24 protein-coding genes are annotated in these 23866 nt (G+C 44.3%); 14 read left to right on the forward strand and 10 right to left on the reverse strand.

The features are described 5' to 3' along the window. The first annotated feature begins 14 nt into the window (after window positions 1-14). From GTQ38_RS07430 to GTQ38_RS07460, 7 genes are all read left to right on the forward strand, one after another. Window positions 15-2030 (forward strand): T9SS type B sorting domain-containing protein, encoded by a 2016-nt coding sequence (locus GTQ38_RS07430; protein ID WP_238857847.1) that lies wholly within the window; start codon window positions 15-17, stop codon window positions 2028-2030. 7 nt (window positions 2031-2037) lie between these two features. Further along, window positions 2038-3006 (forward strand): PorP/SprF family type IX secretion system membrane protein, encoded by a 969-nt coding sequence (locus GTQ38_RS07435; RefSeq protein ID WP_161434867.1) that lies wholly within the window; start codon window positions 2038-2040, stop codon window positions 3004-3006. A gap of 74 nt (window positions 3007-3080) precedes the next feature. Next, window positions 3081-3614: an isopentenyl-diphosphate Delta-isomerase gene (gene idi, locus GTQ38_RS07440; protein ID WP_161434868.1), complete on the forward strand. Its 534-nt coding sequence runs from the start codon at window positions 3081-3083 to the stop codon at window positions 3612-3614. Then, a complete protein-coding gene (locus tag GTQ38_RS07445) occupies window positions 3611-4018 on the forward strand; it encodes a 6-pyruvoyl trahydropterin synthase family protein (RefSeq protein WP_161434869.1) in 408 nt (135 codons plus the stop codon). The genes idi and GTQ38_RS07445 overlap by 4 nt, the downstream gene beginning before the upstream one ends. 2 nt (window positions 4019-4020) lie before the next feature. Next, window positions 4021-4482: a peroxiredoxin gene (locus tag GTQ38_RS07450; RefSeq protein ID WP_161434870.1), complete on the forward strand. Its 462-nt coding sequence runs from the start codon at window positions 4021-4023 to the stop codon at window positions 4480-4482. 2 nt (window positions 4483-4484) lie between these two features. Beyond that, window positions 4485-5447, forward strand: a complete 963-nt coding sequence (locus GTQ38_RS07455) for a type I phosphomannose isomerase catalytic subunit (RefSeq protein WP_161435193.1) — start codon at window positions 4485-4487, stop codon at window positions 5445-5447. 56 nt (window positions 5448-5503) lie between these two features. Then, window positions 5504-5773, forward strand: a complete 270-nt coding sequence (locus GTQ38_RS07460; protein ID WP_161434871.1) for a hypothetical protein — start codon at window positions 5504-5506, stop codon at window positions 5771-5773. Between the two features lie 13 nt (window positions 5774-5786). On the opposite strand, the gene GTQ38_RS07465 is transcribed toward GTQ38_RS07460, so the two are convergent. The 4 genes from GTQ38_RS07465 to GTQ38_RS07480 all read right to left on the reverse strand — a co-directional run bounded on the left by GTQ38_RS07465 (window position 5787) and on the right by GTQ38_RS07480 (window position 12459). After that, entirely contained in the window at window positions 5787-6497 is a 711-nt protein-coding gene (locus tag GTQ38_RS07465; RefSeq protein WP_161434872.1) for a DUF4369 domain-containing protein, read from the reverse strand. 45 nt (window positions 6498-6542) lie between these two features. Continuing rightward, a complete protein-coding gene (locus GTQ38_RS07470) occupies window positions 6543-7859 on the reverse strand; it encodes a DUF819 family protein (RefSeq protein WP_161434873.1) in 1317 nt (438 codons plus the stop codon). A gap of 59 nt (window positions 7860-7918) precedes the next feature. Continuing rightward, window positions 7919-10117 (reverse strand): DUF5916 domain-containing protein, encoded by a 2199-nt coding sequence (locus GTQ38_RS07475; protein WP_161434874.1) that lies wholly within the window; start codon window positions 10115-10117, stop codon window positions 7919-7921. A 98-nt stretch (window positions 10118-10215) separates the two neighbouring features. After that, window positions 10216-12459 carry a transglycosylase domain-containing protein gene (locus GTQ38_RS07480; protein WP_161434875.1) on the reverse strand — a complete coding sequence of 748 codons (2244 nt, stop codon included), beginning with the start codon at window positions 12457-12459 and terminating at the stop codon, window positions 10216-10218. Window positions 12460-12562: 103 nt separating this feature from the next. Here GTQ38_RS07480 and GTQ38_RS07485 point away from each other — a divergent pair, with 103 nt between their 5' ends. Beyond that, window positions 12563-13333 carry a S1/P1 nuclease gene (locus GTQ38_RS07485; RefSeq protein ID WP_161434876.1) on the forward strand — a complete coding sequence of 257 codons (771 nt, stop codon included), beginning with the start codon at window positions 12563-12565 and terminating at the stop codon, window positions 13331-13333. 199 nt (window positions 13334-13532) lie between these two features. On the opposite strand, the gene GTQ38_RS07490 is transcribed toward GTQ38_RS07485, so the two are convergent. Together GTQ38_RS07490 and GTQ38_RS07495 are read right to left on the reverse strand one after the other, a co-directional pair. Next, entirely contained in the window at window positions 13533-14126 is a 594-nt protein-coding gene (locus GTQ38_RS07490; protein ID WP_161434877.1) for an alpha-ketoglutarate-dependent dioxygenase AlkB family protein, read from the reverse strand. 3 nt (window positions 14127-14129) lie between these two features. Beyond that, entirely contained in the window at window positions 14130-15002 is an 873-nt protein-coding gene (locus tag GTQ38_RS07495) for an AraC family transcriptional regulator (RefSeq protein WP_161434878.1), read from the reverse strand. 217 nt (window positions 15003-15219) lie between these two features. On the opposite strand from GTQ38_RS07495, the gene GTQ38_RS07500 reads away from it, so the two are divergent. Then, a complete protein-coding gene (locus tag GTQ38_RS07500; protein ID WP_161434879.1) occupies window positions 15220-15807 on the forward strand; it encodes a hypothetical protein in 588 nt (195 codons plus the stop codon). A gap of 34 nt (window positions 15808-15841) precedes the next feature. On the opposite strand, the gene GTQ38_RS07505 is transcribed toward GTQ38_RS07500, so the two are convergent. Together GTQ38_RS07505 and GTQ38_RS07510 are read right to left on the reverse strand one after the other, a co-directional pair. After that, the gene (locus GTQ38_RS07505; protein WP_161434880.1) at window positions 15842-16489 is read right to left on the reverse strand and encodes an MOSC domain-containing protein; all 648 of its coding nucleotides are present in this window, start codon (window positions 16487-16489) and stop codon (window positions 15842-15844) included. A gap of 68 nt (window positions 16490-16557) precedes the next feature. Continuing rightward, window positions 16558-16914 carry a DUF6249 domain-containing protein gene (locus tag GTQ38_RS07510; RefSeq protein WP_161434881.1) on the reverse strand — a complete coding sequence of 119 codons (357 nt, stop codon included), beginning with the start codon at window positions 16912-16914 and terminating at the stop codon, window positions 16558-16560. 130 nt (window positions 16915-17044) lie between these two features. Between GTQ38_RS07510 and GTQ38_RS07515 the strand changes: the two genes are divergently transcribed. Beyond that, entirely contained in the window at window positions 17045-17629 is a 585-nt protein-coding gene (locus GTQ38_RS07515; protein ID WP_161434882.1) for an RNA polymerase sigma factor, read from the forward strand. Beyond that, window positions 17616-18029 carry a hypothetical protein gene (locus tag GTQ38_RS07520; RefSeq protein WP_161434883.1) on the forward strand — a complete coding sequence of 138 codons (414 nt, stop codon included), beginning with the start codon at window positions 17616-17618 and terminating at the stop codon, window positions 18027-18029. The genes GTQ38_RS07515 and GTQ38_RS07520 overlap by 14 nt, the downstream gene beginning before the upstream one ends. Window positions 18030-18056: 27 nt before the next feature. Here the strand turns inward: GTQ38_RS07520 and GTQ38_RS07525 are convergent, their stop codons facing one another. After that, window positions 18057-18413: a DoxX family protein gene (locus tag GTQ38_RS07525; RefSeq protein ID WP_161434884.1), complete on the reverse strand. Its 357-nt coding sequence runs from the start codon at window positions 18411-18413 to the stop codon at window positions 18057-18059. A gap of 79 nt (window positions 18414-18492) precedes the next feature. Next, entirely contained in the window at window positions 18493-20379 is a 1887-nt protein-coding gene (htpG, locus tag GTQ38_RS07530; protein WP_161434885.1) for a molecular chaperone HtpG, read from the reverse strand. A 362-nt stretch (window positions 20380-20741) separates the two neighbouring features. Between htpG and GTQ38_RS07535 the strand changes: the two genes are divergently transcribed. From GTQ38_RS07535 to GTQ38_RS07545, 3 genes are all read left to right on the forward strand, one after another. Then, complete coding sequence (locus GTQ38_RS07535) at window positions 20742-21401, forward strand: TetR family transcriptional regulator C-terminal domain-containing protein (protein WP_161434886.1); 660 nt, start codon at window positions 20742-20744, stop codon at window positions 21399-21401. An 18-nt stretch (window positions 21402-21419) separates the two neighbouring features. Then, window positions 21420-22757 carry an ABC1 kinase family protein gene (locus tag GTQ38_RS07540; protein ID WP_161434887.1) on the forward strand — a complete coding sequence of 446 codons (1338 nt, stop codon included), beginning with the start codon at window positions 21420-21422 and terminating at the stop codon, window positions 22755-22757. Window positions 22758-22850: 93 nt separating this feature from the next. Then, entirely contained in the window at window positions 22851-23858 is a 1008-nt protein-coding gene (locus GTQ38_RS07545; RefSeq protein WP_161434888.1) for a 3-oxoacyl-ACP synthase III family protein, read from the forward strand. The last annotated feature ends 8 nt before the right edge of the window (window positions 23859-23866 follow it).

The following is a 23866-nucleotide window of genomic DNA, read 5'->3' on the forward strand; positions in this document are numbered from 1 at the left end:
ATGACCATATAGGTTTGAGAACCAACCATCAATACAAGCTACTTTTCCTCAGTATTGTTTTTACTTTACTGGGGATTACTGCATCTAATGCCCAGTTCCTGCTTCAGGCTCCTAATGGGGGAGGACAAAGCAATTACCGCTGGTATGAGGCTTCGGATACAAGCACCGTATTGAGCACGGATTTTTTCTATGAGACGAGTACACCAGGGGTTTATTTTGCTACGTATGATGGCACTCTTTGTGGTTCCAATGCGACGGGATATTTTATCCTGACAGATTGTAATAACCCGGATAATCAGGTAACCCTTGATATTTCGGCCAATGTGAACGGTTCGGCAACCGTAAGCTGGAACCCTGCGGTTTCAGGCGATCAGTTGAGACCCGTAGTGACATCCACCACTACCGTGGTCAGATATACAGCTACCATCACTAAGGCAGGAAATAACTCAGACCTGCCTGCATTTACGGTAGTATGTATGGCACAGGCAGCTACACTTGTAGACGATTTCGTAACAGTGGATGAAGACGACTCTGTGGTTGTAGATATCTATGCGAACGACAGTAACCTGCCAACTACAGGTAGCCTGGTGGCCACTGATCCACCTAATGGTACAGTGAATATCAACGATAACGGAACACCCAATGACCCAACGGACGATATTGTAACCTATATTCCGGACCCGGACTACAACGGACCGGATTCCTTTGATTATACAGTATGTAATTCCATAGGAGATTGTAGTACGGCGACGGTAACGGTTGATGTGCTCCCGATCGTAGATGCTATTGACGATGCCATAGCTACCATAGAAAATCAATTCGTGGATATCGATATCCTGGCAAATGACAATGATCTGCCTAATTCAGGTACTCTAACAAGTACTAACCCATCTAATGGTAATGTGACGATCAATGACGGTGGTACCCCTGGAGATCCTTCGGACGACTTTATAACCTACGTTCCGGACCTCGGATTTATCGGAACTGATACTTTCACATATACCATTTGTGATTCGGTCGGAAACTGTAGTACCGCGACAGTAACCGTGGTTGTTAACCCGATAGGTGCAGATATAGACAGGGACGATGATGGTATTGTGGACAGCTTTGAAGATCTTAATCTGGATGGTGATAATGATCCATCTACAGATCCAACGGATTCCGATGGCGATGGCATACCGGATTATCTGGATATTGACAGTGATGACGACGGTATTCCTGACAACGTAGAATCTCAGACCACAGCGGGCTACATCCCACCGAGTGGAGTTGATGCGGATGGCAATGGCCTGGATGACGCGTACGAGAACGGTGGCGGTCTTGGTATTATCCCTATAGACACAGATGGTGATGCCCTTCCGGATTACCTGGATAGTGATAGCGATAATGACAATGTACCGGATGCCACAGAAGCCCATGATTACGATCAGGACGGTATTCCTGATGTTACCCTGATCGGTTCTGATAAGGACAATGACGGCCTGGACGACGGATACGAAGGAGCAACAGTGATCGATATTGATGTGAACGATGAGATCAACGATCCTTTCAACGACCTTCCGAATACGGATCGCGATGCTGAATCAGACTACAGGGATACTGACGATGATGGTGATTTGTTGATGACCATAGATGAGGACGTAGACGGAGATGGAGACTTTACAAATGACGATGTTGATGCAGATGGTATTCCGGATTACCTGGAGCCGAACTTCGACGGTGATGATGTAGAGGTCTTTAATGTGGTTACACCTAACAGCGATGGAATACACGATGTTCTTACCATAGACGGCCTGGAGAACTATCCTGACAATACCATAAGGATCTATAACAGATGGGGTGTTCTCGTATACACCACCAGGTCTTACAACACCCAGGGTAATGTCTTTGATGGCACTTCACAGGGTAGAGTTACTGTGGATCAGGACAATAAATTGCCTGTTGGAACGTATTTCTATATACTGGATTACATTATTCCCGAATCCGGCGAAACGAGATCGCTGTCTGGCTATATATACATAAACCGATAACCTACTAATGCTGCAGTCCAGTCGAAATACAAAAACAGTCCTGAAGATCGCCATATTGGCTTTCCTCAGCAGCTTTTTCGCGGCCGAATCACTTTTCGGCCAACAAGACGCGCAGTACACCCAGTACATGTATAATACGGTAAGTGTGAACCCAGGATACGCCGGTTCCCGGGGTCATTTTAGTATCGCGGCACTACACAGGTCGCAATGGGTAGGCCTGGAAGGCGCACCTGTTACCCAAACACTTAATTTGCATACTCCCCTGGGATATCGCGGAGCGGGTATTGGCTTGTCTATTGTCAACGAGCAGATCGGACCCACCTCGGAAACCTATCTTGACGTGGATTTTTCGTATACGCTTCAAACCTCAAAGGATGCGAGATTAAGTTTTGGCCTAAAGGCCAGTGGTCATTTATTGGATGTTCGCTTTTCGGAACTGAACCAGGATGTTCTAAACCCTAATGGCCCGGATCCTACTTTGCAACAGGACATCAGTAACCGTTTTTCACCTAACGTAGGTGCCGGAGTTTACTACCATACCGATCGCTTTTATGCCGGAGTATCTGTCCCCAGGATTTTGGAGACCTCTCATTTTGACGAATCTTCCCTTTCCACCGCCAAGGAGCAGATGAATTACTACCTGATCACAGGTTATGTTTTTGACCTTGACGCCTTCTGGAAATTCAAACCGGCTATTTTAAGTAAAGTGGTCTTTGGAGCACCTTTGCAATTGGACTTCTCTGCCAGCTTTATGTACAACGACAAATTTATTATAGGGGCTGCATATCGATGGGACGCTGCTGTAAGCGGTATGGCTGGTTTCCAGATTTCGCCGGAATTTCTGATAGGTCTTGCATACGACAGGGAGATAACAGAACTTGGTCAGGCTGTTTTCAATGATGGCTCTTTCGAGGTTATTCTCCGTTATGATTTTATCAAGGTTCTGGACAACCTTAAGTCTCCCAGATTCTTCTAGATACCCCTGCTTTTCTTTAACACTTTTCCCACCCGAATTGCACGAAAATGGACTAAAGGTCGTATTTTTGAAGTGTGAAAGAGGAAAGAGTAATCCTGGTCAATCAGTTTGATGAACAGATTGGCACGATGCCGAAAATGGAGGCACACGAGAAGGCAGTTTTACATAGGGCGTTCTCAGTATTTATTTTGAATGACAAGGGCGAATTATTACTTCAGCAACGAGCAGCCCATAAGTATCATTCTCCACTCTTATGGACTAATACCTGCTGTAGTCACCAGCGAGAGGGAGAATCCAATATCGATGCCGGAAAGCGCAGATTAATGGAAGAAATGGGTTTCCAGACAGAACTAAAGGAGCTCTTTTCATTCATCTATAAAGCCCCTTTTGACAACGGCCTGACGGAACACGAATTGGATCATGTAATGTTGGGTTATTACAACGATGCCCCTGAGATCAATCCTGAGGAAGTGGCGGACTGGAAGTGGATAAAACCCAGGACCGTAAAGGAGGATATCGCCATTAACCCGGACAATTATACAGCCTGGTTTAAGATTATCTTCGAACGGTTTTATGGGCATCTGCTCAAAAATGGTTTTGAACAATGAAAGTTAAAGTAAGCAGAAGAGCACACTTCAATGCGGCTCACAGGCTATTCCGGCCGGATTGGGCGGATGATAAGAACAACAGGGTTTTCGGAAAATGTAACAATCCGAATTACCACGGACACAACTACGAATTAATCGTTAGTGTTACCGGTGAAATAGACCAGGAGACCGGATTTGTAATGGATATGAAAGTCTTAAAAGACCTGATACGCTCCGAGGTGGAAGATGCCCTCGATCACAAGAACCTTAACCTGCAAGTCCCGGAATTCCGTGAGCTGAACCCAACCGCGGAAAACATCGCGGTGGTGATCTGGAACAAGCTGCGTCCGCATATCCCGGAAGACAAAGCCCTGGAGGTGAAGTTGTATGAGACTCCGCGAAATTTTGTAACCTACACCGGCTGATTATGGGTTTAAAACTTGGAGATAGTATTCCGGACTTTTCCCTGAAGGATCAAAACGGCAATTGGTTTCACCTGAAGGAATTGATCGGGAACAAGCCACTGGTGATCTTTTTTTACCCTAAAGACTATACACCCGGCTGTACCAAAGAAGTATGTGATTTTAGAGATCGTTATGAAGACTTTCAGGAACTCGGAGCCGAAGTAGTGGGGATAAGTTCTGATTCTGAAAAAATGCACCAGCGTTTCGCCCAATCCTATAAACTACCTTTTACCCTGTTATCAGACAAGGGAGGTAAAGTGCGAAAACTATTTAAGGTAGAAAGCAAATTCTTTAATTTACTTCCAGGCCGGGAAACCTTTGTCGTCGATAAAAGCGGCAAATTAATCCTGGTCTTTAACAGCATAAATGCCACCAACCATATGCCAATGGCTCTGAAGGCCATCCAAAAAACCTCCAAAAAATGAGTATACATCCCTTAAAATTTGTTCCCATCTTAAAACCACGCCTCTGGGGAGGGACCAAACTGGGAGAAGTATTGGGTAAATCCGTGCAAGCTGATGGAATAGGGGAGAGCTGGGAACTTTCCGGAGTGGCCGGAGATGTTTCCGTTGTGGCTAACGGAGACCATAAGGGAACTTCGCTGACGACACTGATCGAAAAATTTCCTAAGGAGCTTTTGGGAAGCTCCGTAGTGGAACGTTTTGGCCATGAGTTTCCAATCCTGATCAAATTTATTGACGCCAAACTGGATCTCTCCATTCAATTGCACCCACATGATGATCTGGCCAAAGAAAGGCACAACTCCTTCGGAAAAACGGAAATGTGGTACATTATGGATGCAGATCCTGGCGCCGAGCTTATTGTTGGGTTTAACAGGGACGTTACCCGTGAAGAGTACGCCCAAAGCCTGGAAAACGACACCCTTCTTGAACTGCTGAATTACGAACCGGTTTCTGAAGGGGACACTTTTTTTATTAATACGGGAAAAGTACACGCCATAGGTGCCGGGGTGCTGTTGGCTGAAATACAGCAAACCTCGGATATTACTTATCGCATTTTCGACTTTAACCGTAGAGACAAGGATGGAAATCTGAGGGAACTGCACACGGAGTTGGCCTTAGATGCTCTGGATTATAAGAAAAAGGATGATTTTAAGGTAAACTATCCAAAAGAGAAGGACAACGTCAATGATATGGTATCCTGCCCTTATTTCAAGACTAACTTTTTGCATTTGTCTTCGGACCTTGAGCAGGACACCAGCAATCGGGACTCCTTTACGATATATATGTGCGTAGACGGTGAAGCGGTAATTGCCAATGATTCAGGCTCTGTTAGCATTGCAAGGGGCGAAACTGTATTAATGCCAGCCAATAGCGAACAGATCAGTATCCGTACTAAGGCATCCAAACTTTTGGAAGTCACAGTCTGATTGTGCAACAGTGAAAAACTGATCTTCTTTTTGTTTAATTTTGAAAAAAACTACAAATGGCAAGTATAAGGGATTTGAAGAAAGACATCAATTATGTATTAGGCGATATTATTGAAGCCGTGTACCTTCTTGAATCTTCTTCGGATAAGGAAGGGTCTAAGGAAGGCACCGAAATAATTGATGGCGCCATCAATACTTTTGACGATCTGATCGCAAAAGTAAATGACCAGAAAGTGGAGAACCGCAAAGCACATCTCAAAGAGGTCAGAAAAGAACTTGAAGAAAAAGCGAATGCCCTGATTGCCAAGCTCAATAAACTTAATTGAGCCAATCCTGAATCTATTCTGCAGTTTTGATCTTATCCAGGTAAGAACGGAGTTCCTTTCCGTATTTGGAATCAGCTACCTCCGGGCTCAATACGGTATAGACCGAATCCAGGTATTTGGCATTGGCGTCCGGAACTTCCTTTACAGCTATATAAGGGGCGATCTCAGAGTCTTTGTTGTTCAGCGCAAAATTGATAGCGTATAAATAGCCACGCACAAGATTGCGATCACTGGCTCGTTGAATAGAATCCATCGCGAGGGAGTCCTGCTGAACCTCAGGATCGAATGCAGCCTGTAGATACTCCAGGTTTTTGGAATTGAAACGAGACATGACCTCCCGGTACTCTTCCAGTTTCTTATGGGTTTCAGAACCTGATATTCTGGCTTTGGTATCAAAAGTATTCCAGGCAGTATTTATGGTTATGGTACCTGGCTCGCCAAAAAAAGTGATCCTGTCATTAATGTCATTATTATCCGTTTTGTCCAGATAGAGATAGAATATCTCCGCATGATCCAGGGGGATCTCGAAATTGAAATTCCCGTCACCGGCAATCTTTAACGAGTCTATGGTCACTAATACGGAATCAGGGATATGCTGAAGATAGAGTGTACCTTTTTTTAGGCCTTTGACATTTCCAGTAACTATCATACTGCTCTCTGAACTATTTGAGCCACAGGAATATAGTACTACAATGAGCATTAAAAAAAAGCCGATCTTCTTCATCTTATCCAAATTTGTGCGGCAAATATCAACAAACTTTGCGGAATACTAAACTTTTGATGCGATTTCCATAAGGTAAGCGCATAACAGAGCTCCACCAGTCCCGACTACATATCCGAATACGGCCAGAAGCACTCCTACAGAGGTCAGTGATGGATGGAATTCGGCAGCTACCACCGGTGCTGATGCGGCTCCACCCACATTGGCCTGGCTGCCAACCGCCAGGAAAAAATAGGGAGCTTTTATGAGTTTGGCTACCAGAATAAGGAGTCCGGCATGTATGGAGATCCAGATCAGTCCGAGAGCCAGCAGGCCCGGATTTTCGAGGATACGGCTTAAGTCCATTTTCATTCCAATAGTGGCGACGAGAATATAAATAAAGACGCCTCCAATCTTACTGGCTCCTGCACCTTCGTAGTTTTTGGCTTTGGTAAATGATAGGATTATACCAATTGCGGTAGCAATGACAACCATCCAGAAGAAATTCCCTCCAAGGAAGGACAAAAAGCTTTTGGGATTGCTGATCACCTCTGAACCTTGGACCAGTAGCGTACTGAGATAGCCACTAAAGAAATGGGCGATACCTACTGCGGTAAAAGCAAAGAAAGTCATCATAATGTAGTCCCTTATACTGGGTACCCGGGTAATGCGCTCTGCAAACTCAGAAACCGTAATCTTCAACTCCTCAATGGCAGAAACATCTGCTTTTAGCCAGCGATCTATTCTTTTTGTTCTGCCGACACCCCATAACAGCACGGCCATCCAGATATTTGCCCCGATCACATCTACCAGGACCATCTGGCTGAATTTCTTCGGATTGTATTGAAAGATCTCAAACATGGCAGCCTGATTGGCCCCTCCGCCGATCCAACTTCCCGCTATGGTGGAAAGACCACGCCATGTAGCGTCAAAATCATTACCACCCACCGTTTCAGGGGAAAATATCGACATGATGAGTATGGCAATAGGTCCGCCTATAATAATCCCTGTGGTACCCGTCAGGAACATGATGAGGGCCTTGGAACCCAGGTTTGCGATGGCCTTAAGGTCTATGCTTAAAGTCATCAGGACAAGCGCGGCGGGCAACAAGTATCTACTGGCCATAAAATATAAGCGCGACTCATGTTCAACCAGCTCACCGTTTTCGTTAAGGCTTTGCCATTCCGGTGCGATAATACCAACGGAAGTAAGGATACCGGGTAATAAATAACACATCAGTACTCCGGGAATAAAAGAGTAGAATCTTTTCCAGAAGTTGGTTTTTAAGGAAGAGGTGTAAAAAACGAAACCAAGGCAAAGCGCCAGAAGGCCAAAAACCACCGTATCATCGGTAATTAACGGCACGGCTAGTTCGGTTTTTTCCATAAAAGCGGGTTATTGCTTCCAAATATAATCAAATTGGGACGCCTTCGGGGAAAAACAGATTATATGTTAAGCCAATAGGTGAGTTTTAGGTTGATGGACCTGAAGCGAGGCGAAAACCGATCCACAAAGTAGTTGTCATTGTACACCAGGAAGAGGTCAGACAGAGGGGCAAAACGCCATTGCAAGCGCGAATTGATCCCCAGATTATCCCTTTGATTGCTGTATTGCACCAGGGTAGACCAGAAAATGGACTTGGTAAACGTCAGGTTTATCCTGGGGCTTAAAAGCCAGAGATCGGCAGTGGCAAAGGGAGCCGGTAGTTCTATGTGGTCGTAATTGATATCCAGGCTGAGTATCGCCTTGGGCTGTAGCCTCAGAGAGAGCCCTCCTTCAATGGAAAATCGGTTCCCGTTGAAGAATCTACCTACGGAAGTCTCCAGCTCATAGGAAAACACCTGGGCCCTGTTACTTTCATAGGCAAAGCGCAAGGCATTAAAATGATAACCCTGGTCTGCAGGCAGGGGAGTGGCCCCGTCAGTGCCCGTGGGGTCAAAAGTATCTGTGAGGAAGACGAAACGGTTGGAAAACTCCAATCCGAACTCCGACTGATCCCGCATACTGAATCCCCAACTGGCGCGGATATCGTGATCCGTTTTTTGGAAATCCAGACCCGGCCTCCAGGTGATGATCGGGAAAAACTCAATGGAATGGCTGTTAACCGGACCCCTTTTGGGCCAGAATACGGCTTCTACCGAAGTAGCGGATTTCACAATGTCTTTTCTGCGAATGAACCCCAGGTCCGATGAGAATTCTTCATCGACAAATACCCAGTCCGTAAAAACATTGAAAAACCTTGAATTCCTTCCCAGAAAAGCGCCCAGAGAATAATTGCCTTCTGAATCATCAGGCTGAAAGGATTTGTGTCCGTAGAATTTGCCAATCCAGACATTGTCTTCGGAGGCCAGATTGTAATCGATCCCGATCACCCTGTTATACTCCTCTTCCCGTTCAACAAAGTCGTAATCCTTAAAAGACTGTCGATTGATAAAAAAGAGGCCGATGTTCGACCTGGCAAACACCTTTTGCTGCAGCGCGAGCATCATATTGTTATTGGATGCTATTTCATTCTCAAGGTCCTCGTCAGTTTGTATATTCAATAATCCCAAACGAAGGTTCTCATTGAGTTTCCCACTGAGCCTTATACCTCCAATGATACGGTTTTGGATACTATTATCTGCACTGTCTGTAGCGATACCTATCCGGCGTGAGAAAAAGGGGTTGGCATCTCGTCCACCACCAAAACTCCCGAAGAGGTCGTTATTGTCTATAAAGAATTGCCTGCGCTCGGGAAGCGAGATCTCAAAACGTGTGAGGTTGGTGAAAATATCATCAACTTCCACATTACTGAAATCCGGATTCAGGGTGATATCAAGATTCATCCCATTTCCAATGGCAACCTTGGCGTCACCTCCTACCTTGATGTTGTTTTCACCTACGTCTGTCTCAAAATCCTTATCGCTGATAGCGTTTACATATGGGATGATGGCCAACGGAGTCCGGGATCTGCCTAAGGGCTTTTCAAACAGCATATCGCCCATAAATGCGAGGTTTATGAGTGACTGGTTCTGCGGAACCTTGTACCATACACTTCTCTCGTTATTTTGAAAGTCAAAACGATAACTTTGAAACCTCCATTTGGTCTCACCTTCCCTGAATTTGAAGGAAGTCAGAGGTATAGCCAGCTCAGCGGTGTAATAACCATCATAGATCTTCGAGTCTCCCTTCCACTTAACATCCCAGGACGTGGTAAACCCTCGCAGACTGGAACCTCCTCCGGATATCAGCGCTTCCCTCCGTACTCCCAGGGGGTTTATTCCAAAAAGAAAGGCATTGGTCCCATCGTTAAAGGTATCGAACAACAGACTTATATTGTCACTACCCCCGGCCCGAAAATCCCGTTGCAGAGAGGTAATCGTATAATCATCTCCGGGAGTATATTGGGTAATACCGATGTACAGAGTGGTTTCGCTAACCAGCATACGAATGTCCGTCTGATATTCAGCGGGAATGGAATCTGAGGGAAAATATTGCTGAAAAGGACCTGCGGTTTCGGCAGTTTTCCAGGCAGCTTCATCTAATATGCCATCTGGTTCTATGGTCTCAACGGTATGCTTTACAGTAAAGGATTTTTGGGGAGTTTGTCCGAAACTTAGGAGGGAGAAGATTAGAAATGCTGTAAAGCAAATCGGTTTGGCCATTAGTTTTGAATTAGTCAGCAGGCCCAAATTTAAGCCAATAATCCGTTAAAAAAATGCCAAATTTTAGCCCGGAATTGATAAAGATTTAACGACTTCGCCTAGGATTTCTTAAACTTTTTCTTCCGTTTTTTCTTGGGGTTTTTAAAGAGGCGTTTAAAAAATCCATCCCTTTTCACCGGTTTACAATTCAGGCTGGCCAAAATTTCCTGATCGGGTTTCTCGAAGCGCACCCGGGTAATATGGTTGAAGGAAGGATCACGGTTCAATTCTTTCATAAAAGTGGCAAAAAGAGGAAGGGCGGCACTGGCGCCTTGTCCGAGGCTGGTACTTTTAAACCCTATCTCGTGCTGATCCAGTCCTACCCAGCTTACATGCACCAGCTTCGGCGTAATCGCGGCAAACCAGGCATCCTTATTGTTTTGTGTAGTACCGGTTTTTCCGGCGATGTCGTTCCTCAGGCCATAAGTAGTACGGATCCTCGCGGCTGTACCTTCATTGACCGTGGTTTTCATCATTTCTACCATTAGCTTGCGGGTAGCATCTGAAAGCGCCTGTTCTTCAGGATCTGCCTCCTGGTGTTCAAAAAGCGGCTCTCCATTGGCCCGGGTAACTTTAGTGATCAAATAGGGACGAACTGCCCTGCCGTCATTCGCGAAGCTGGCATAAGCACCGGCTAATTCATCCAGTCCTATCTCACCGGTTCCCAGTGCAAGTGAAGGTTGTTCAGGAAGCTCAGCGGTAATCCCCATATTGGCCGCCTGGCTTATTACAGTAGGAATTCCTGTCTTCTCCAATACTTTTACGGCAACCGTGTTCACCGATCGGCTCAGGGCCTGTTCCATAGAGTAATTCAGGTAGGTTTCATCCTCATCACTGGAATTACCGGGCGACCAGCCTTCCAGATTTTTGTACTCTATTTCCTGAGCGGAAAAATAGGTACAGGGACTTATACCACTTTCCAGGGCAGCCGCATATACAATGGGTTTAAAAGTAGATCCCACCTGTCTTTTGCTTTGTGAAATATGGTCGTATTTGAAATGCTTGTGATCAATGCCACCTATCCATGTCAGCACGGCTCCGGTAGCCGGATCTAAAGACAAGGATCCGGTATTGAGGAATTTCATATAATGCCGTAGGCTGTCAATGGTACTGGCCTGAATACTCAGGTCTCCCTCCCAACTGCTTAAAACCATAGACTTTTTTGTAGAAAGGGAGTCTATCGCTTCGCTCTCACTAAGACCTTGACTGATCAATTTTTTAAAGGGACCGGAGTTTTTTACAGCACGGTTTATCAGTCCTTTATCCCGTATCCAGGGTGCACTATTGCCATGGCTTTTTTCAAATTGCCGTTGCAGCTTGCTCATATGCGCGGCCATGGTCTTTTCCGCCAGGAGCTGCATTTTATAGTCCAGTGTAGTATAGATCTTGAGGCCTGAAGTGTAAATGCTCAGTCCGTCGTCATCATTCTTTATTTCCTTTAGCCGCAGCAGCCTTTTTCGCAGTTCTTCTCTAAAGTAAGGCGCAATGCCTGTACTGTGATCGTAGTCTTTGTAGTTTAAGACCAGCGACTTCTCGATGATACTGTCCGCTTCCGCTTCCGCCAGGTACTCGTTGCGCACCATAGACCTTAGAACCAGGTCTCTCCGGGCTTTGCTTTTTTCGGGAAATACCCTGGGATTGTAAGAATAGGTCGCTTTGAGCATTCCAACCAAAACCGCGCTCTCTTCAATCCTGAGGTCTTTGGCATTTTTGCCAAAGAATTTCTGTGAAGCACTTTCAATTCCAAAAGTATTATCACCAAAAGAAACCGTATTCAGATAGTGCAAGAGCAAATCCCCTTTGGGATACACAGACTCCAGTCGCCTGGCAATGATCATTTCCTTGAGTTTGGTTGCCACGAGTCTTAGTTTGCCGGAAGCCTCTCTAGGATATAGGTTCTTTGCCAATTGTTGACTTATGGTACTACCTCCTCCGGCAGACTTGTCACGGAGTAGTACAGTTTTGAAAGCCACGCGAAAAAGGCTTCTATAGTCTACTCCTGAATGCTCATAAAACCTTTCGTCTTCAATAGCCACCAAGGCATCGGCCAGGTGCTGAGGAACTTCTTCCTTTGTTATCGGCTGTCTGTCATAGAGAAAATACTTGCCAATAAGCACGCTATCACGGGAATAGATCTCGGACGCCTCCTGGTATTTAAGGTTCGCCAACTCGTCTGTCGAAGGGATCTTACCCCAAAGCCCTAAATTCACACTTATCACGAATAAGGAACAGAAGAACAAAACTGCTCCTAGTATATATAAGAGGTATCTGAGGATTAAAGATCTTTTCTTTTTTGAATTCAAGGTTCGCTAATTTGGGTGCAAGATGAAATTAAAAAATTAAAATGGCACCAACCTTAACAATTGCTTAAATTTCTATTTAATACATTTGGCCAAAACCAAAAGCATGAAAAAACTGGCTGTACTGCTTTTCCTGGGGTGCAATTTTTTATACAGCAAACCTCCCGTCTGGTCAAAAACCGGTCACAGGACCATTGGATTGGTAGCAGAGCAACACCTGAAGGCTAAGACAAAAAGGGCCTTAAAGAAATTGCTGAATGGGCAGAGCTTGGCGGCGGTCTCTACCTTTGCGGATGAGATCAAGGCAGACAGTACATTTCGAAAATTCAGCGCCTGGCACTATGTAAATATACCACCAGGCCAGAAATACGGGGAGGAACCTCCAAGTCGCTACGGCGACCTCATTGTGGGTATTGAAAAATGCATCGCTGTAGCACAGGATAAGGAATCCCGAGCTGAAGACCGGGTGTTTTATCTCAAAATGCTAATACATCTTATCGGAGACCTGCATCAGCCCATGCATGTTGGAAAACTAGAGGATAGGGGAGGGAATGATATTCAGATCCAGTGGTTTGATCGTGGAACGAATCTTCACCGGCTCTGGGATGCGAATATGATAGACGATTACGGGATGAGTTATACCGAACTGGCTGATAAGCTGCCCAAAATCTCAAAAAAGCAAATCAAGGCCATTCAAAAGGGTGATGTGCTTGATTGGGTGGATGAGAGCCGGGACATTGCCGATAAAGTCTACGAGTCCGTAGAAGTAGGTGAGAAACTTTACTATAGATATCGTTACGTCTGGTGGGGCACCGTTGAAAATCAGCTACTTAAAGGTGGAGTAAGGTTAGCCAAAGTGCTAAATGATCTATTTTGAATCCCTTCTGAATCCCAATTTTATTCCTTTTGCCTTAATATTTAACCAGTCATCGAATTGATATACCCTGGCACGGGTTTTGAAGTTATATAAGTAGAGTTTTCTGCGAGGAAATTAGTGTTATTACCCGCCCGCTAAAGATAGTAGGGAACTTGTAAAGAAAAGGGTGTTAAAAAATCGGTTCAATCGGATCGATTTTTTATTTAATTACCCTGAAGGTCAGATTTATCCGCTCTCCAATGGTTCTGGCCGTTTTTGGGATCTGATGCAGCCAGTGGTGCTGTGTTGGGCCCTGCATTAGCAACAAACTTCCGTTTTCCAGTAACAATTTATGTCTCAATTCAGTGCGATTTCGATGTTTTAGATGAAAGAAACGCTCTTGCCCAAGGCTTATGGAGGCAATAACCGGATTTCTGCCCAGTTCTTTTTCGTTGTCTGCATGCCAGCCATTGCTATCGCGCCCATCCCGGTAAAGATTTAGAAGGCAGGTAGTAAAGCTAACCGCGCAAAGTGCTTCAATACCTTCTTTAAGTATCCGGATTTCAGGGGTAAACGGCTCCGGGTGCATGGTAATGTTGGAATAGGCGTAGGGCTTTCCGTTATTGCCATACAGGGCTGTGAGCCTAGGTTGGGGATAGGTCTTGCCAAATACCGTAATCGGATCCTGTCTCCAGCTTACCGAATCCCTGAGTTCCCGGAATATGTCACCGGCCTGGGCCGGGTCGAGAAAGTTGGGAATATAGCTGATATCCGCATCAGGAAGATCCAGATTTTGAACGATGAGTTTGTGCATTCGCTAATTTAAGACATTTTTGAGCTGCTTTCGGTAAGCAGATGGCGTCTGTCCGGTAAATGACTTGAACGACTTATTGAAATGCGAGAAATTGTTGAATCCGCATTCAAAACACACTTCGGTAATGCTCATTGGCTGTTCCGCCAGCAATTTGGAAGCGTGGACCAAACGGTATTCGTTAAGGAATTGCACAAAGGTCTTATTAGTGATCTTTTTAAAGTACCTGCAGAAGGATGGTACGGTCATACTCACCTTCTCCGCCATTTCCAATAAGGTGATCTCTTCCCGGAAATGCGCTTTGACATAGTTAAATACAATATTGATACGGTTGTTGTCCTTAACCTCGGTTTCCAGAGAAAAACCTTCGGCATTGAGGACTTTAAACTCCTTGGACTTACCCAACTCGTTCAGGATGTTCAATATGGCCAAAAGCCTGCTGAAGTCGGATTGTGTTTCCAGGGTTTCCATTTGCTCCCCAATGAGATCCTTGGTTTCCCCGTAAAAGGCGACACCACCTCTGGCTACCTGGAACAATTCCTGTATCCTTTTCATCTCCGGGATATCGAAAAAATCATTTCCCAGAAAATCCAAACGCATCTGAACCACGATCTCACTTTTATTTCCGGTCAGGTAATCCGTAAGTCCGCAATGCGGAAGATCGCTGCCTATCAGGATGAGGTCGCCATCAGTATAATAGGACATATGACTGCCTATTTGGCGTTTTCCGGATCCTCCGTTCACATATACCAGTTCTATTTCCGGGTGATAGTGCCAGCTGTTGTTCTTATTAAGCCTGTCCTGATCAAATTTCTGGTACGTATAGGAGTTACCGAAATTGGGAGCAATGGCTTCAAAAGTAGGTTTTTGCTTTATCATTATTTGAGTCTTACACATACAAAATTAACAAGGCCCTCAAACGTGCAACTTTGCAAAATTACCCAAAATATGTTCTATATTACCTCTTAACTATTTTTTAACCTATTTGCAGGTTAAAATAACACATAAAGTGGAAAATTATGATGTAGTTCCGGCTAGATTTCAGCAGTAGGTTTGTACTGTCAAATTTATTCATGAATCTAAAAAACAAGAAGTTATGAAAGTAAATTGGAAAATCACGACAGTTGTAGCCGCCCTGTTCATTTCCATGACAGGTTTGGCTAAAGAAGCGAAGCATCTGCTTGAAATCGGGACAGAAGGAAAAAGCCTCATTTTTAAACTTCCGGCACAGTCGGCAGAAACAAAAATCAGCTTATTTGATCCCGAAGGACGTATTATTTTCTCTGATGCCGTTGAGGATCAGGAATTTTATGCAAAGCGGTTCGACCTGGATCTGCTGGAAGAAGGGGTCTACTCCATGAAAGTGGAAAACACTTTGAGAGAGATCACTTATTCCATAGATATAGATGAACCATCAGTAGAGATCCTTGCTAAGAAGGAGCGGACCAAACCGGTATTCAGAAAAACGGAAGACAAGGTCTTTTTGAACCTTCTGAACCTTGAAGGGAACAGTGTTTCTGTAAAGGTGATCGATGGTAACGGAAGAATGCTTTACAAAGAGGTGTTTAAGGGGGATCTGCTGATCGAGAAGGCCTTTAACTTTGAGAAAGCCTTTGATGACAGTTACACCCTGGTTGTAAAGGACGATCAAAACACCTATTACGAAACCATTGTGGTCAATTAGTTTAGTTAATTTTAATTCCAAGGAAAAGGGGTCATTAAATGGCCCCTTTTTTTATAAAGCGTTTTAGCTTGTCTCTTTTTCCCTGTGGAAGGGAGGTGTTGCTGAGTGCGAGTTGAAGTATTTCCTGATCTTTCTCTTTGGCGTATAGTAAACTAAAGAACTGTGTAATTGTCAGTGGGTTTTTTGAAGCTTCAACCAGCTCGAGCGTATCTCCTGCAGCAACCTTACCCTCTTCCAAGACTCTCACGTAGGTTCCGGGATTTCCATATTCAATAAACTGCCTGAGGATCTCCTGGTCTCCGAAGCGGACACCTAATTTATAGCAGGGTTCCCTGGGTTGCGATACCTGTACCAGGGCCGTACCCAGCCGGAAAACATCCCCGATCCGGATCTGGGAATCGTCCATATCCCCAACACTGAGATTTTCTCCGAACATACCCCAATCCCAGCTCAAGCCGGGATAGCGGTCCTTCCAGTAAGGATAATGATTGGCAGAATAGAGATAACAGGCCTTGTCCGGCCCCCCGTGCACCTTGCGATTGGCGATAGTATCATTGGCAACTACCTCTTTTTCTAGCGCTATGGGAGATGAGGTAGGGTACTTGTAAATGCCGGTTTTTTCTTCTTTCCCATTCCAGAAAATGGTTGTGGGTTTCCCGATATTCGTAGCAATTATCTTCATTGCATAAAGATAAAAAAACCACCCTGCTGCTGCAGAGTGGTCCGCTTATTTTTTTGATAAATTCGTTTCTAGTCCTCTTCCTTTTCCAATTTCCTCGTTAAGGTAAAGCCTGCAAAAAGCCCGGCCCCGGCCATGAGGAAGATGGTGCCCGGAAAGGCCACTTCTTCACGCATTCCTAAATTGTAAGAGAAAAAAGATGCAAGAAAGATGGCAATTCCTATACCCATAAGCAAAAGTGCCAGGTTCAGTATCAGTATCTTCCAGAATGGTGCGGTACCGCTGCGTTTACCTTTTACAAAAATACTGGCGTCAGCTCCTTTTTCTATAAGGGCCAAACGCTCTTTATTCCTTGTGGAAAAGTATAAATAGAATACCCCAAAGATTGCCCCGAATATGACTGCTGTTATGATTATTTCTCCTCCCATGTAATTGTTTTTTGATGATTAAACATTTGGTTTGCCCGTAGGACGGATAGTTTTTGAAAAAGGTTACATTCAATTGGATTTTTTTTTAAATATGTAACCTGAACCCTTTTTATGACGTCTTATGAGCTAAATGAGCCAAAACCTAGACCAACACTATATTGAGCGGGCTTTAAATGGGGATACCAGAGCCTATGCGGTGCTAATAGACAGATATAAGCATATGGTCTATACTATGGCCGCCCAGATAGTCAAAAATAATGAGGATGCGGAAGAAGTTGCTCAGGATGTTTTTTTAAAAGCCTTCAAGGCCTTAAACAGCTATAAGGGGGACGCCAAGTTCTCTACATGGCTATATAAAATTGCATATTATCGAAGCCTGGATTATCTGAAGAAAAAGCAAAGAAGAATAAGTACGACCACAATAGACGTTTCACGGGAATACAGTATTTCTGCTCTGGATAGTGAAATGGATGACATGGAAGTACAGGAAAGACAGCAAATGGTAAAAAAAGCCATACAACAACTTCCGGAAGATGACGGGGTTTTGATCACATTGCATTATTACGAAGAGCTATCGCTGAAAGAGATTTCAGAAATTATGGGAAACAGTCCCAACGCCTTAAAGGTAAGATTGCACCGGGCGAGGAAAAAACTGGCAGATTTGTTAAAAAGTACTGTAGAACCGGAAATTTTAAATAGTTATGGAGGAAAATAAGGAAAAGATACTGGATCAGTTTATCGAGAAGACCGTTAAGGAAGCCGGTCTGGATTCTCCATCTATGGATTTCACCTCGGTAGTACTTTCAAAGCTGGAATCCCAAAAGAGTACGATTACAGCTTACAAACCCTTGATCTCTTCCCGTACCTGGGCTATACTGATCGCGATCCTCTCTGCTACCGGGATCTGGGTTTTGTTTGGTAAGGCAGAATTTGAGTTCAGATGGCTTAAGGGTTTGGGCCTGGATACCTCTGCAATTAGCACATATATGGACAGGCCGGTTAATATTGAACTACCGGATATTGCCATGTATGCTATTGTAATTATGGCACTCTTTGCCTTACTTCAGGCAATTCTACTAAAGGCACGCTGGGATAAACGTTTTCTTCCGGGTTGAACGGGTCCAGATCCAGGGATGCCGGAATCAGATCAGGTAGTTTAAAGCCCAGTACATCAGTCCGAATTGCAAAGGAATACGTGCTATGAGTAGCCATACGGGTAGCCCCATACTCGCTTTTTTATCCCGTAACATATGAATATGTACAAGCAGGAAAACCACCAGCATCAGGACAATACCGTAGACGCTTATATTTCTGGTACCTGAAAAACACAGGCCCAGGCCCAATAAGATCTCAGCAATCCCGCTAAGCCAGACCAACAGCTCTGGTTTCGGGAGGTAGGCAGGCATAATGCGCAGATATATGCGTGGGCGGATAAAGTGAAACAAGCCAGCAAAAACATAAATGCCGGCCATAAGATAAAGGTGCCAGGGATACTGCATGATGGCCTAAATTAATACAAAAAGCTTAGCTTGAGCAAACCAATTCAGGCTATAAACGGTATCCCTGGCCTTTCTTAATTTATTTCACCATTTCGTAACTCCGCTTGATGAAGCGGGTTAGCTCTTCCCCTTTCAACAAACCTTTGGATAATCTTGCCAGATCAATTGATTGATTGATGAGGCGCTCTCTTTTCTTAGCGGTTTTGGTGTTGAGGATCTCACTGACCAACTCGTGGTTGGTATTGACAATAAGATTGTACATTTCCGGCATATTACCCATGCCGAACATCCCACCGCCTCCGGTTTGTTGCATTTCCTTCATCCTGCGCATGAATTCCGGTTCCGTGATCATAAACGGAGCCGCATCACTGTCCATGGCCTCCAGTTGTACGGTATAGCTCTTGTCGTCTATCACCTCTTCGAGATTGCCTTTGAGCTTTTCCTTCTCCTCATCAGAAAGTTTGGAGATCTGCGTATCCTCCTTTTTGATGAGGTTATCCAGGTTGTCCGCATCCACTCTTGCGAAGGACAATTTCTCTTTGGAAGTTTCCAGTTTCTGCATCAAATGAGATACGATAGGGGAGTCCATCAACAGCACTTCGTAGCCCTTGGCCTTTGCGGCCTCAATATAGCTGTGTTGCGCTTCTTTGTCTGAGGCGTAAAGCACTACCAGCTTGTCGTCCTTATCCGTTTGCAGATCTTTTATCTTCTCCTGCAGTTCTTCAAACGTAAAGTAATTACCATCAACCGTAGGGTAAAGTGCAAATTTGTCAGCCTTTTCAAAGAATTTTTCTTCGGACAACATTCCGTACTCAATGACGATCTTAATGTCATTCCATTTCTTTTCAAAATCCTCCCGGTCTTTTTTGAAGATAGAACTAAGCTTATCCGCAACCTTTCTTGTGATATATGAGGAGATCTTTTTTACCGCCCCATCTGCCTGCAGGTAAGACCGCGACACATTTAACGGAATGTCCGGAGAATCTATAACTCCTCTTAGCATGGTAAGGAATTCCGGTACTATCCCTTCTACATTATCCGTAACAAATACCTGGTTCTGATATAGCTGAATCCGGTCTTTCTGGATATTGAGATCGGTTGTCAGTTTCGGAAAATATAGTATTCCGGTAAGGTTAAAAGGGTAATCTACATTCAGGTGGATGTGGAACAGGGGTTCCTCAAATTGCATAGGGTATAACTCCCGGTAGAAACCTTTATAGTCTTCCTCTTTCAGGCTGGCAGGTTTTTTAGTCCAGGCCGGATTGGGATTGTTGATGATATCGTCTACTTCCTGAGTTGGGGCCGGATCTTCTTCTTTGGCTCCCTCTGGTTTTGGAAGGGTTTCCGTACGTGTCCCAAACTTGATCGGGATTGGCATGAACTTGTTGTACTTCCTTAGCAATTCCCTGATCCGGGATTCTTCGAGAAATTCGGTGGAGTCTTCCGCTATATGAAGTATGATCTCCGTACCGTGAGATTCTTTGTTTCCCTTTTTTAGTGTAAATTCCGGAGAGCCGTCGCAAGACCAGTGCGCCGCAGGCTCGTCTTTGTAACTCTTGGTGATGATCTCTACTTTATCTGCAACCATGAAGGCGGAGTAGAAGCCAAGTCCAAAATGACCTATGATACCCGCATCCTTACCGCTGTCCTTGTACTTATCTAAAAACTCCTCTGCTCCGGAGAAGGCAACTTCATTGATGTATTTCTTTACCTCTGTGGAAGTCATCCCGATTCCCTGGTCCAGTACGTGAAGCTTTTTGTTCTCCTTATCCACCTTTACTTCTATCTGAGGATCGCCGTATTCTATTTTGGCTTCCCCTATGGAGGTAAGATGTCTGAGCTTTAAAGTAGCGTCTGTAGCATTGGAGATCAGTTCCCTGAGGAAGATCTCGTGATCGCTGTATAAGAATTTCTTAATTAATGGAAATATGTTTTCTACTGAAACATTGATTTTGCCTGTGGCCATGTCTAAATATTTTTTAGTCAATTACTACTGCCGAAAGGCAAAAAAAGTACCATTGTTAAAAACAGTGACAAACTGACACCCCTCAGGGCCATAAAAACAAGGGGAAGTAAAAGTTTAACATATTTTTTTGTTTAATATATTTGTTTAAATATTAAACGTTATATATATTTGACATGATTATCAATGACTTAGTTGCTATGAAGGAGTCGCTAATGTTTTGTAATCAGTTTGTTTATTAATTGGTTAGGTTGTTTGAAAAGCGTGCTTTCCCCGAAAGCGCGCTTTTTTATGCAATATTCCCAAATAATTAACATCTATATTGTATAATATTTTTTAAATTTGCTTAAACAAAAATTCTAAAAATGGCAACAAAAGCGGCGGCGAAAAAGGACCTCAGGAAAAACATCATTTCCGCATATATGGAGTTCGTGCTGGAAAACGAAACTAGGCCAAGATCCGTATTCAAATTCTGCAAATTGAACAATATAAAAGAAGAGGATTTTTATAAACATTTTGGTTCCATTGAAGGACTTGAAAAAGAGGTATGGCAGCAGTTCTATCACCAGACTTCTTCGCTATTGGAGAAGAATGAAGCTTATGAAAGCTATTCCAGCAGGGATAAAATGCTCAGCTTTTTCTTTACATTCTTTGAATTGCTGACCCTTAACAGAAGTTATGCCCTTTTTGCACTTGGATCGCATAAGAATACCCTGAGCAGCCTGGAGCAGTTATCTGTATTAAGGCGTTCGTACAAGGATTTCGTCAATCTGCTTATTTCAGAAGATAATGCTGAGAAGAACCTGAAGATAACGAAATACAACCCAAAGTTGCTTTCCGAAGCGGCCTGGTTACAGTTTTTGTTTTTGCTCAAATTCTGGATAGACGATTCTTCCGCCGGATTTGAAAAAACAGATCTGGCCATAGAGAAATCGGTCAATACCATTTTTGATGTATTTGACAATACTCCCCTGGAACGCATAGTAGATCTCGGAAAATTCCTTTTTAAAGAAAGATTCGCCTAACATATATCCCTGAATTTAATGAAGACCTTAGACAGGATACCTACTGGAAAAATAGAAAGAGCCGGACAACTCGTAAAAACCGGCATCAAAGTCGGAGGAAATTATGTTAAGTACTACGGCAAGAAACTGGTGACCCCGGGACTGGATAAGGAAGAATTGAACGAGAATAATGCCTCGGATATTTACGACGGTCTTAAAAATCTAAAGGGAAGTGCGCTGAAAGTTGCTCAAATGCTAAGTATGGAGAAGAATCTTCTGCCACGTGCCTATGTGGAGAGGTTTTCCCTTGCTCAGTTTTCAGTTCCCCCACTCTCAGCGCCTTTGGTGAGGAAAACCTTCAGAAAATATTTCGGTAAATATCCGGAAGAGGTTTTTGACACTTTTAACGAGAACTCTATCAATGCTGCCAGCATAGGCCAGGTACATAAGGCCTCAAAAAAAGGTACGGAATTGGCCGTAAAAATTCAATATCCCGGTGTAGCGGAAAGCATAAGCAGTGACCTTGCCCTTGTAAAGCCTGTAGCCCTGCGCATGTTCAACCTCCAGGCCAAGGATTCCGATAAATATTTTAAAGAGGTAGAGCACAAACTCATTGAGGAAACAAATTATGAACTCGAGCTGAGCCAAAGTGTTGAGATCACCACAGCTTGCCAGCATATCCCAAATCTTGAGTTTCCGAGATACTACAAAGAATTATCCAGTGAACGTATACTCACCATGGACTGGATGCACGGTCAGCATTTGGGCGAATTTACCAAAACCGCCTTCGATGCGGATCTGGGAAATAAGCTGGGGCAAACCCTTTGGGATTTCTATATGTTGCAGATGCATGGACTTAGAAAAGTACATGCGGATCCGCATCCCGGGAATTTCCTGGTCAGCGAAAGAGACACTTTGATCGCTATAGATTTCGGATGTATCAAGGAATTGCCGGATGAGTTTTACAATCCTTATTTTGAGCTGGCACAAAGGGATAATATCAATGATGACGAGTACCTGACTCAAAAATTGGTAGACCTGGAGATACTGTCCAGTCAAGATACCCCGGAGGAACATCGTTTTTTCAAAGCTCTGTTCAAGGAAATGCTGAGCTTGTTTACCTCTCCGTTTAACGAAGCCGAATTTGATTTTGGAGATGAGGTATTCTGGGGCCGTATCGCCGACCTGAGCGAGCGCTATTCCAAGGACGAGCGCATCAGGCGTATGAACGGGAACAGAGGCTCAAAACATTTCCTGTATATAAATCGAACATTCTTTGGGCTTTATAACCTGCTCCATGACCTTAAAGCCAAAGTGACGGTAAAGAACTTTGAAAAGTACCTTACCGGGTTTCCTGTCAGAAAGGCCAGCGCATAAATCAATTATTTTTTGGTTATCTTAGATTTTGCGTTAAGCTTTACAACTTAAGGAACCGATCAGACTTTTCAAAAGAACGAAACAAACCACAACATGTACAACTCCAAAATAATAGGCCTGGGTTATTTTGTGCCCGATAACGTCGTGACCAATGACGACCTTTCCAAACTGATGGATACCAATGACGAATGGATCCAGGAAAGAACAGGTATCAAAGAACGAAGGCATGTGATCAAAGGAGAGGACACTACAACTTCTATGGGAGTCAAGGCCGCCAGGATTGCCATTGAAAGGGCCGGAATTGATAAGGACGATATTGATTTCATTGTATTCGCGACCTTAAGTCCTGATTACTACTTCCCGGGCCCGGGAGTGTTGGTACAGCGAGATCTGGGAATCAAAACCGTTGGGGCTGTGGATATCAGAAATCAATGTTCCGGTTTTGTTTACGGCGTTTCTCTGGCAGATCAGTATATCAAGAGTGGGATGTATAAAAACGTACTGGTGATCGGTTCGGAATTGCACTCCCACGGCCTGGATATGACCACACGTGGAAGAGCTGTCTCTGTGATCTTTGGCGATGGTGCCGGAGCGGCGGTACTCAGCAGGGAAGAAGATACCGAAAAGGGTATACTATCTACGCACCTGCACTCGGAAGGCCAGCATGCTGAGGAGCTCTCGCTGATAGCCCCGGGAATGGGTAAGCGATGGGTAAATGATATTCTGGCAGACAACGATCCTGAAGATGAGTCTTATTTTCCATACATGAACGGGCAGTTCGTTTTTAAGAATGCGGTTGTTCGATTTAGCGAAGTTATTATGGAAGGTCTCGCTGCCAATAATTTACAGCCCTCACAGATTGACATGCTCATACCGCATCAGGCCAACCTGAGGATCTCTCAATTTGTACAGAAGAAATTCGGGTTGAGGGACGACCAGGTATTTAACAATATCATGAGTTATGGGAATACCACAGCTGCCTCTATACCCATTGCCCTAACGGAAGCCTGGGAGCAAGGGAAGGTCAAAGAAGGAGACCTGGTGGTGCTCGCTGCTTTTGGTAGTGGCTTTACCTGGGGTAGTGCGATTATCAGATGGTGATCTAAAGG

Source organism: Poritiphilus flavus, from assembly GCF_009901585.1.
GTDB lineage: Bacteria > Bacteroidota > Bacteroidia > Flavobacteriales > Flavobacteriaceae > Poritiphilus > Poritiphilus flavus.

Coding starts and splice junctions, on each gene's coding strand:
- GTQ38_RS07435 (WP_161434867.1), top strand. CDS start 2,038: ATGCTGCAGTCCAGTCGAAATACAAAAACAGTCCTGAAGATCGCCATA.
- GTQ38_RS07445 (WP_161434869.1), top strand. CDS start 3,611: ATGAAAGTTAAAGTAAGCAGAAGAGCACACTTCAATGCGGCTCACAGG.
- GTQ38_RS07450 (WP_161434870.1), top strand. CDS start 4,021: ATGGGTTTAAAACTTGGAGATAGTATTCCGGACTTTTCCCTGAAGGAT.
- GTQ38_RS07460 (WP_161434871.1), top strand. CDS start 5,504: ATGGCAAGTATAAGGGATTTGAAGAAAGACATCAATTATGTATTAGGC.
- GTQ38_RS07465 (WP_161434872.1), bottom strand. CDS start 6,497: ATGAAGAAGATCGGCTTTTTTTTAATGCTCATTGTAGTACTATATTCC.
- GTQ38_RS07470 (WP_161434873.1), bottom strand. CDS start 7,859: ATGGAAAAAACCGAACTAGCCGTGCCGTTAATTACCGATGATACGGTG.
- GTQ38_RS07475 (WP_161434874.1), bottom strand. CDS start 10,117: ATGGCCAAACCGATTTGCTTTACAGCATTTCTAATCTTCTCCCTCCTA.
- GTQ38_RS07485 (WP_161434876.1), top strand. CDS start 12,563: ATGAAAAAACTGGCTGTACTGCTTTTCCTGGGGTGCAATTTTTTATAC.
- GTQ38_RS07490 (WP_161434877.1), bottom strand. CDS start 14,126: ATGCACAAACTCATCGTTCAAAATCTGGATCTTCCTGATGCGGATATC.
- GTQ38_RS07495 (WP_161434878.1), bottom strand. CDS start 15,002: ATGATAAAGCAAAAACCTACTTTTGAAGCCATTGCTCCCAATTTCGGT.
- GTQ38_RS07500 (WP_161434879.1), top strand. CDS start 15,220: ATGAAAGTAAATTGGAAAATCACGACAGTTGTAGCCGCCCTGTTCATT.
- GTQ38_RS07505 (WP_161434880.1), bottom strand. CDS start 16,489: ATGAAGATAATTGCTACGAATATCGGGAAACCCACAACCATTTTCTGG.
- GTQ38_RS07510 (WP_161434881.1), bottom strand. CDS start 16,914: ATGGGAGGAGAAATAATCATAACAGCAGTCATATTCGGGGCAATCTTT.
- GTQ38_RS07515 (WP_161434882.1), top strand. CDS start 17,045: ATGAGCCAAAACCTAGACCAACACTATATTGAGCGGGCTTTAAATGGG.
- GTQ38_RS07520 (WP_161434883.1), top strand. CDS start 17,616: ATGGAGGAAAATAAGGAAAAGATACTGGATCAGTTTATCGAGAAGACC.
- GTQ38_RS07525 (WP_161434884.1), bottom strand. CDS start 18,413: ATGCAGTATCCCTGGCACCTTTATCTTATGGCCGGCATTTATGTTTTT.
- htpG (WP_161434885.1), bottom strand. CDS start 20,379: ATGGCCACAGGCAAAATCAATGTTTCAGTAGAAAACATATTTCCATTA.
- GTQ38_RS07535 (WP_161434886.1), top strand. CDS start 20,742: ATGGCAACAAAAGCGGCGGCGAAAAAGGACCTCAGGAAAAACATCATT.
- GTQ38_RS07540 (WP_161434887.1), top strand. CDS start 21,420: ATGAAGACCTTAGACAGGATACCTACTGGAAAAATAGAAAGAGCCGGA.
- GTQ38_RS07545 (WP_161434888.1), top strand. CDS start 22,851: ATGTACAACTCCAAAATAATAGGCCTGGGTTATTTTGTGCCCGATAAC.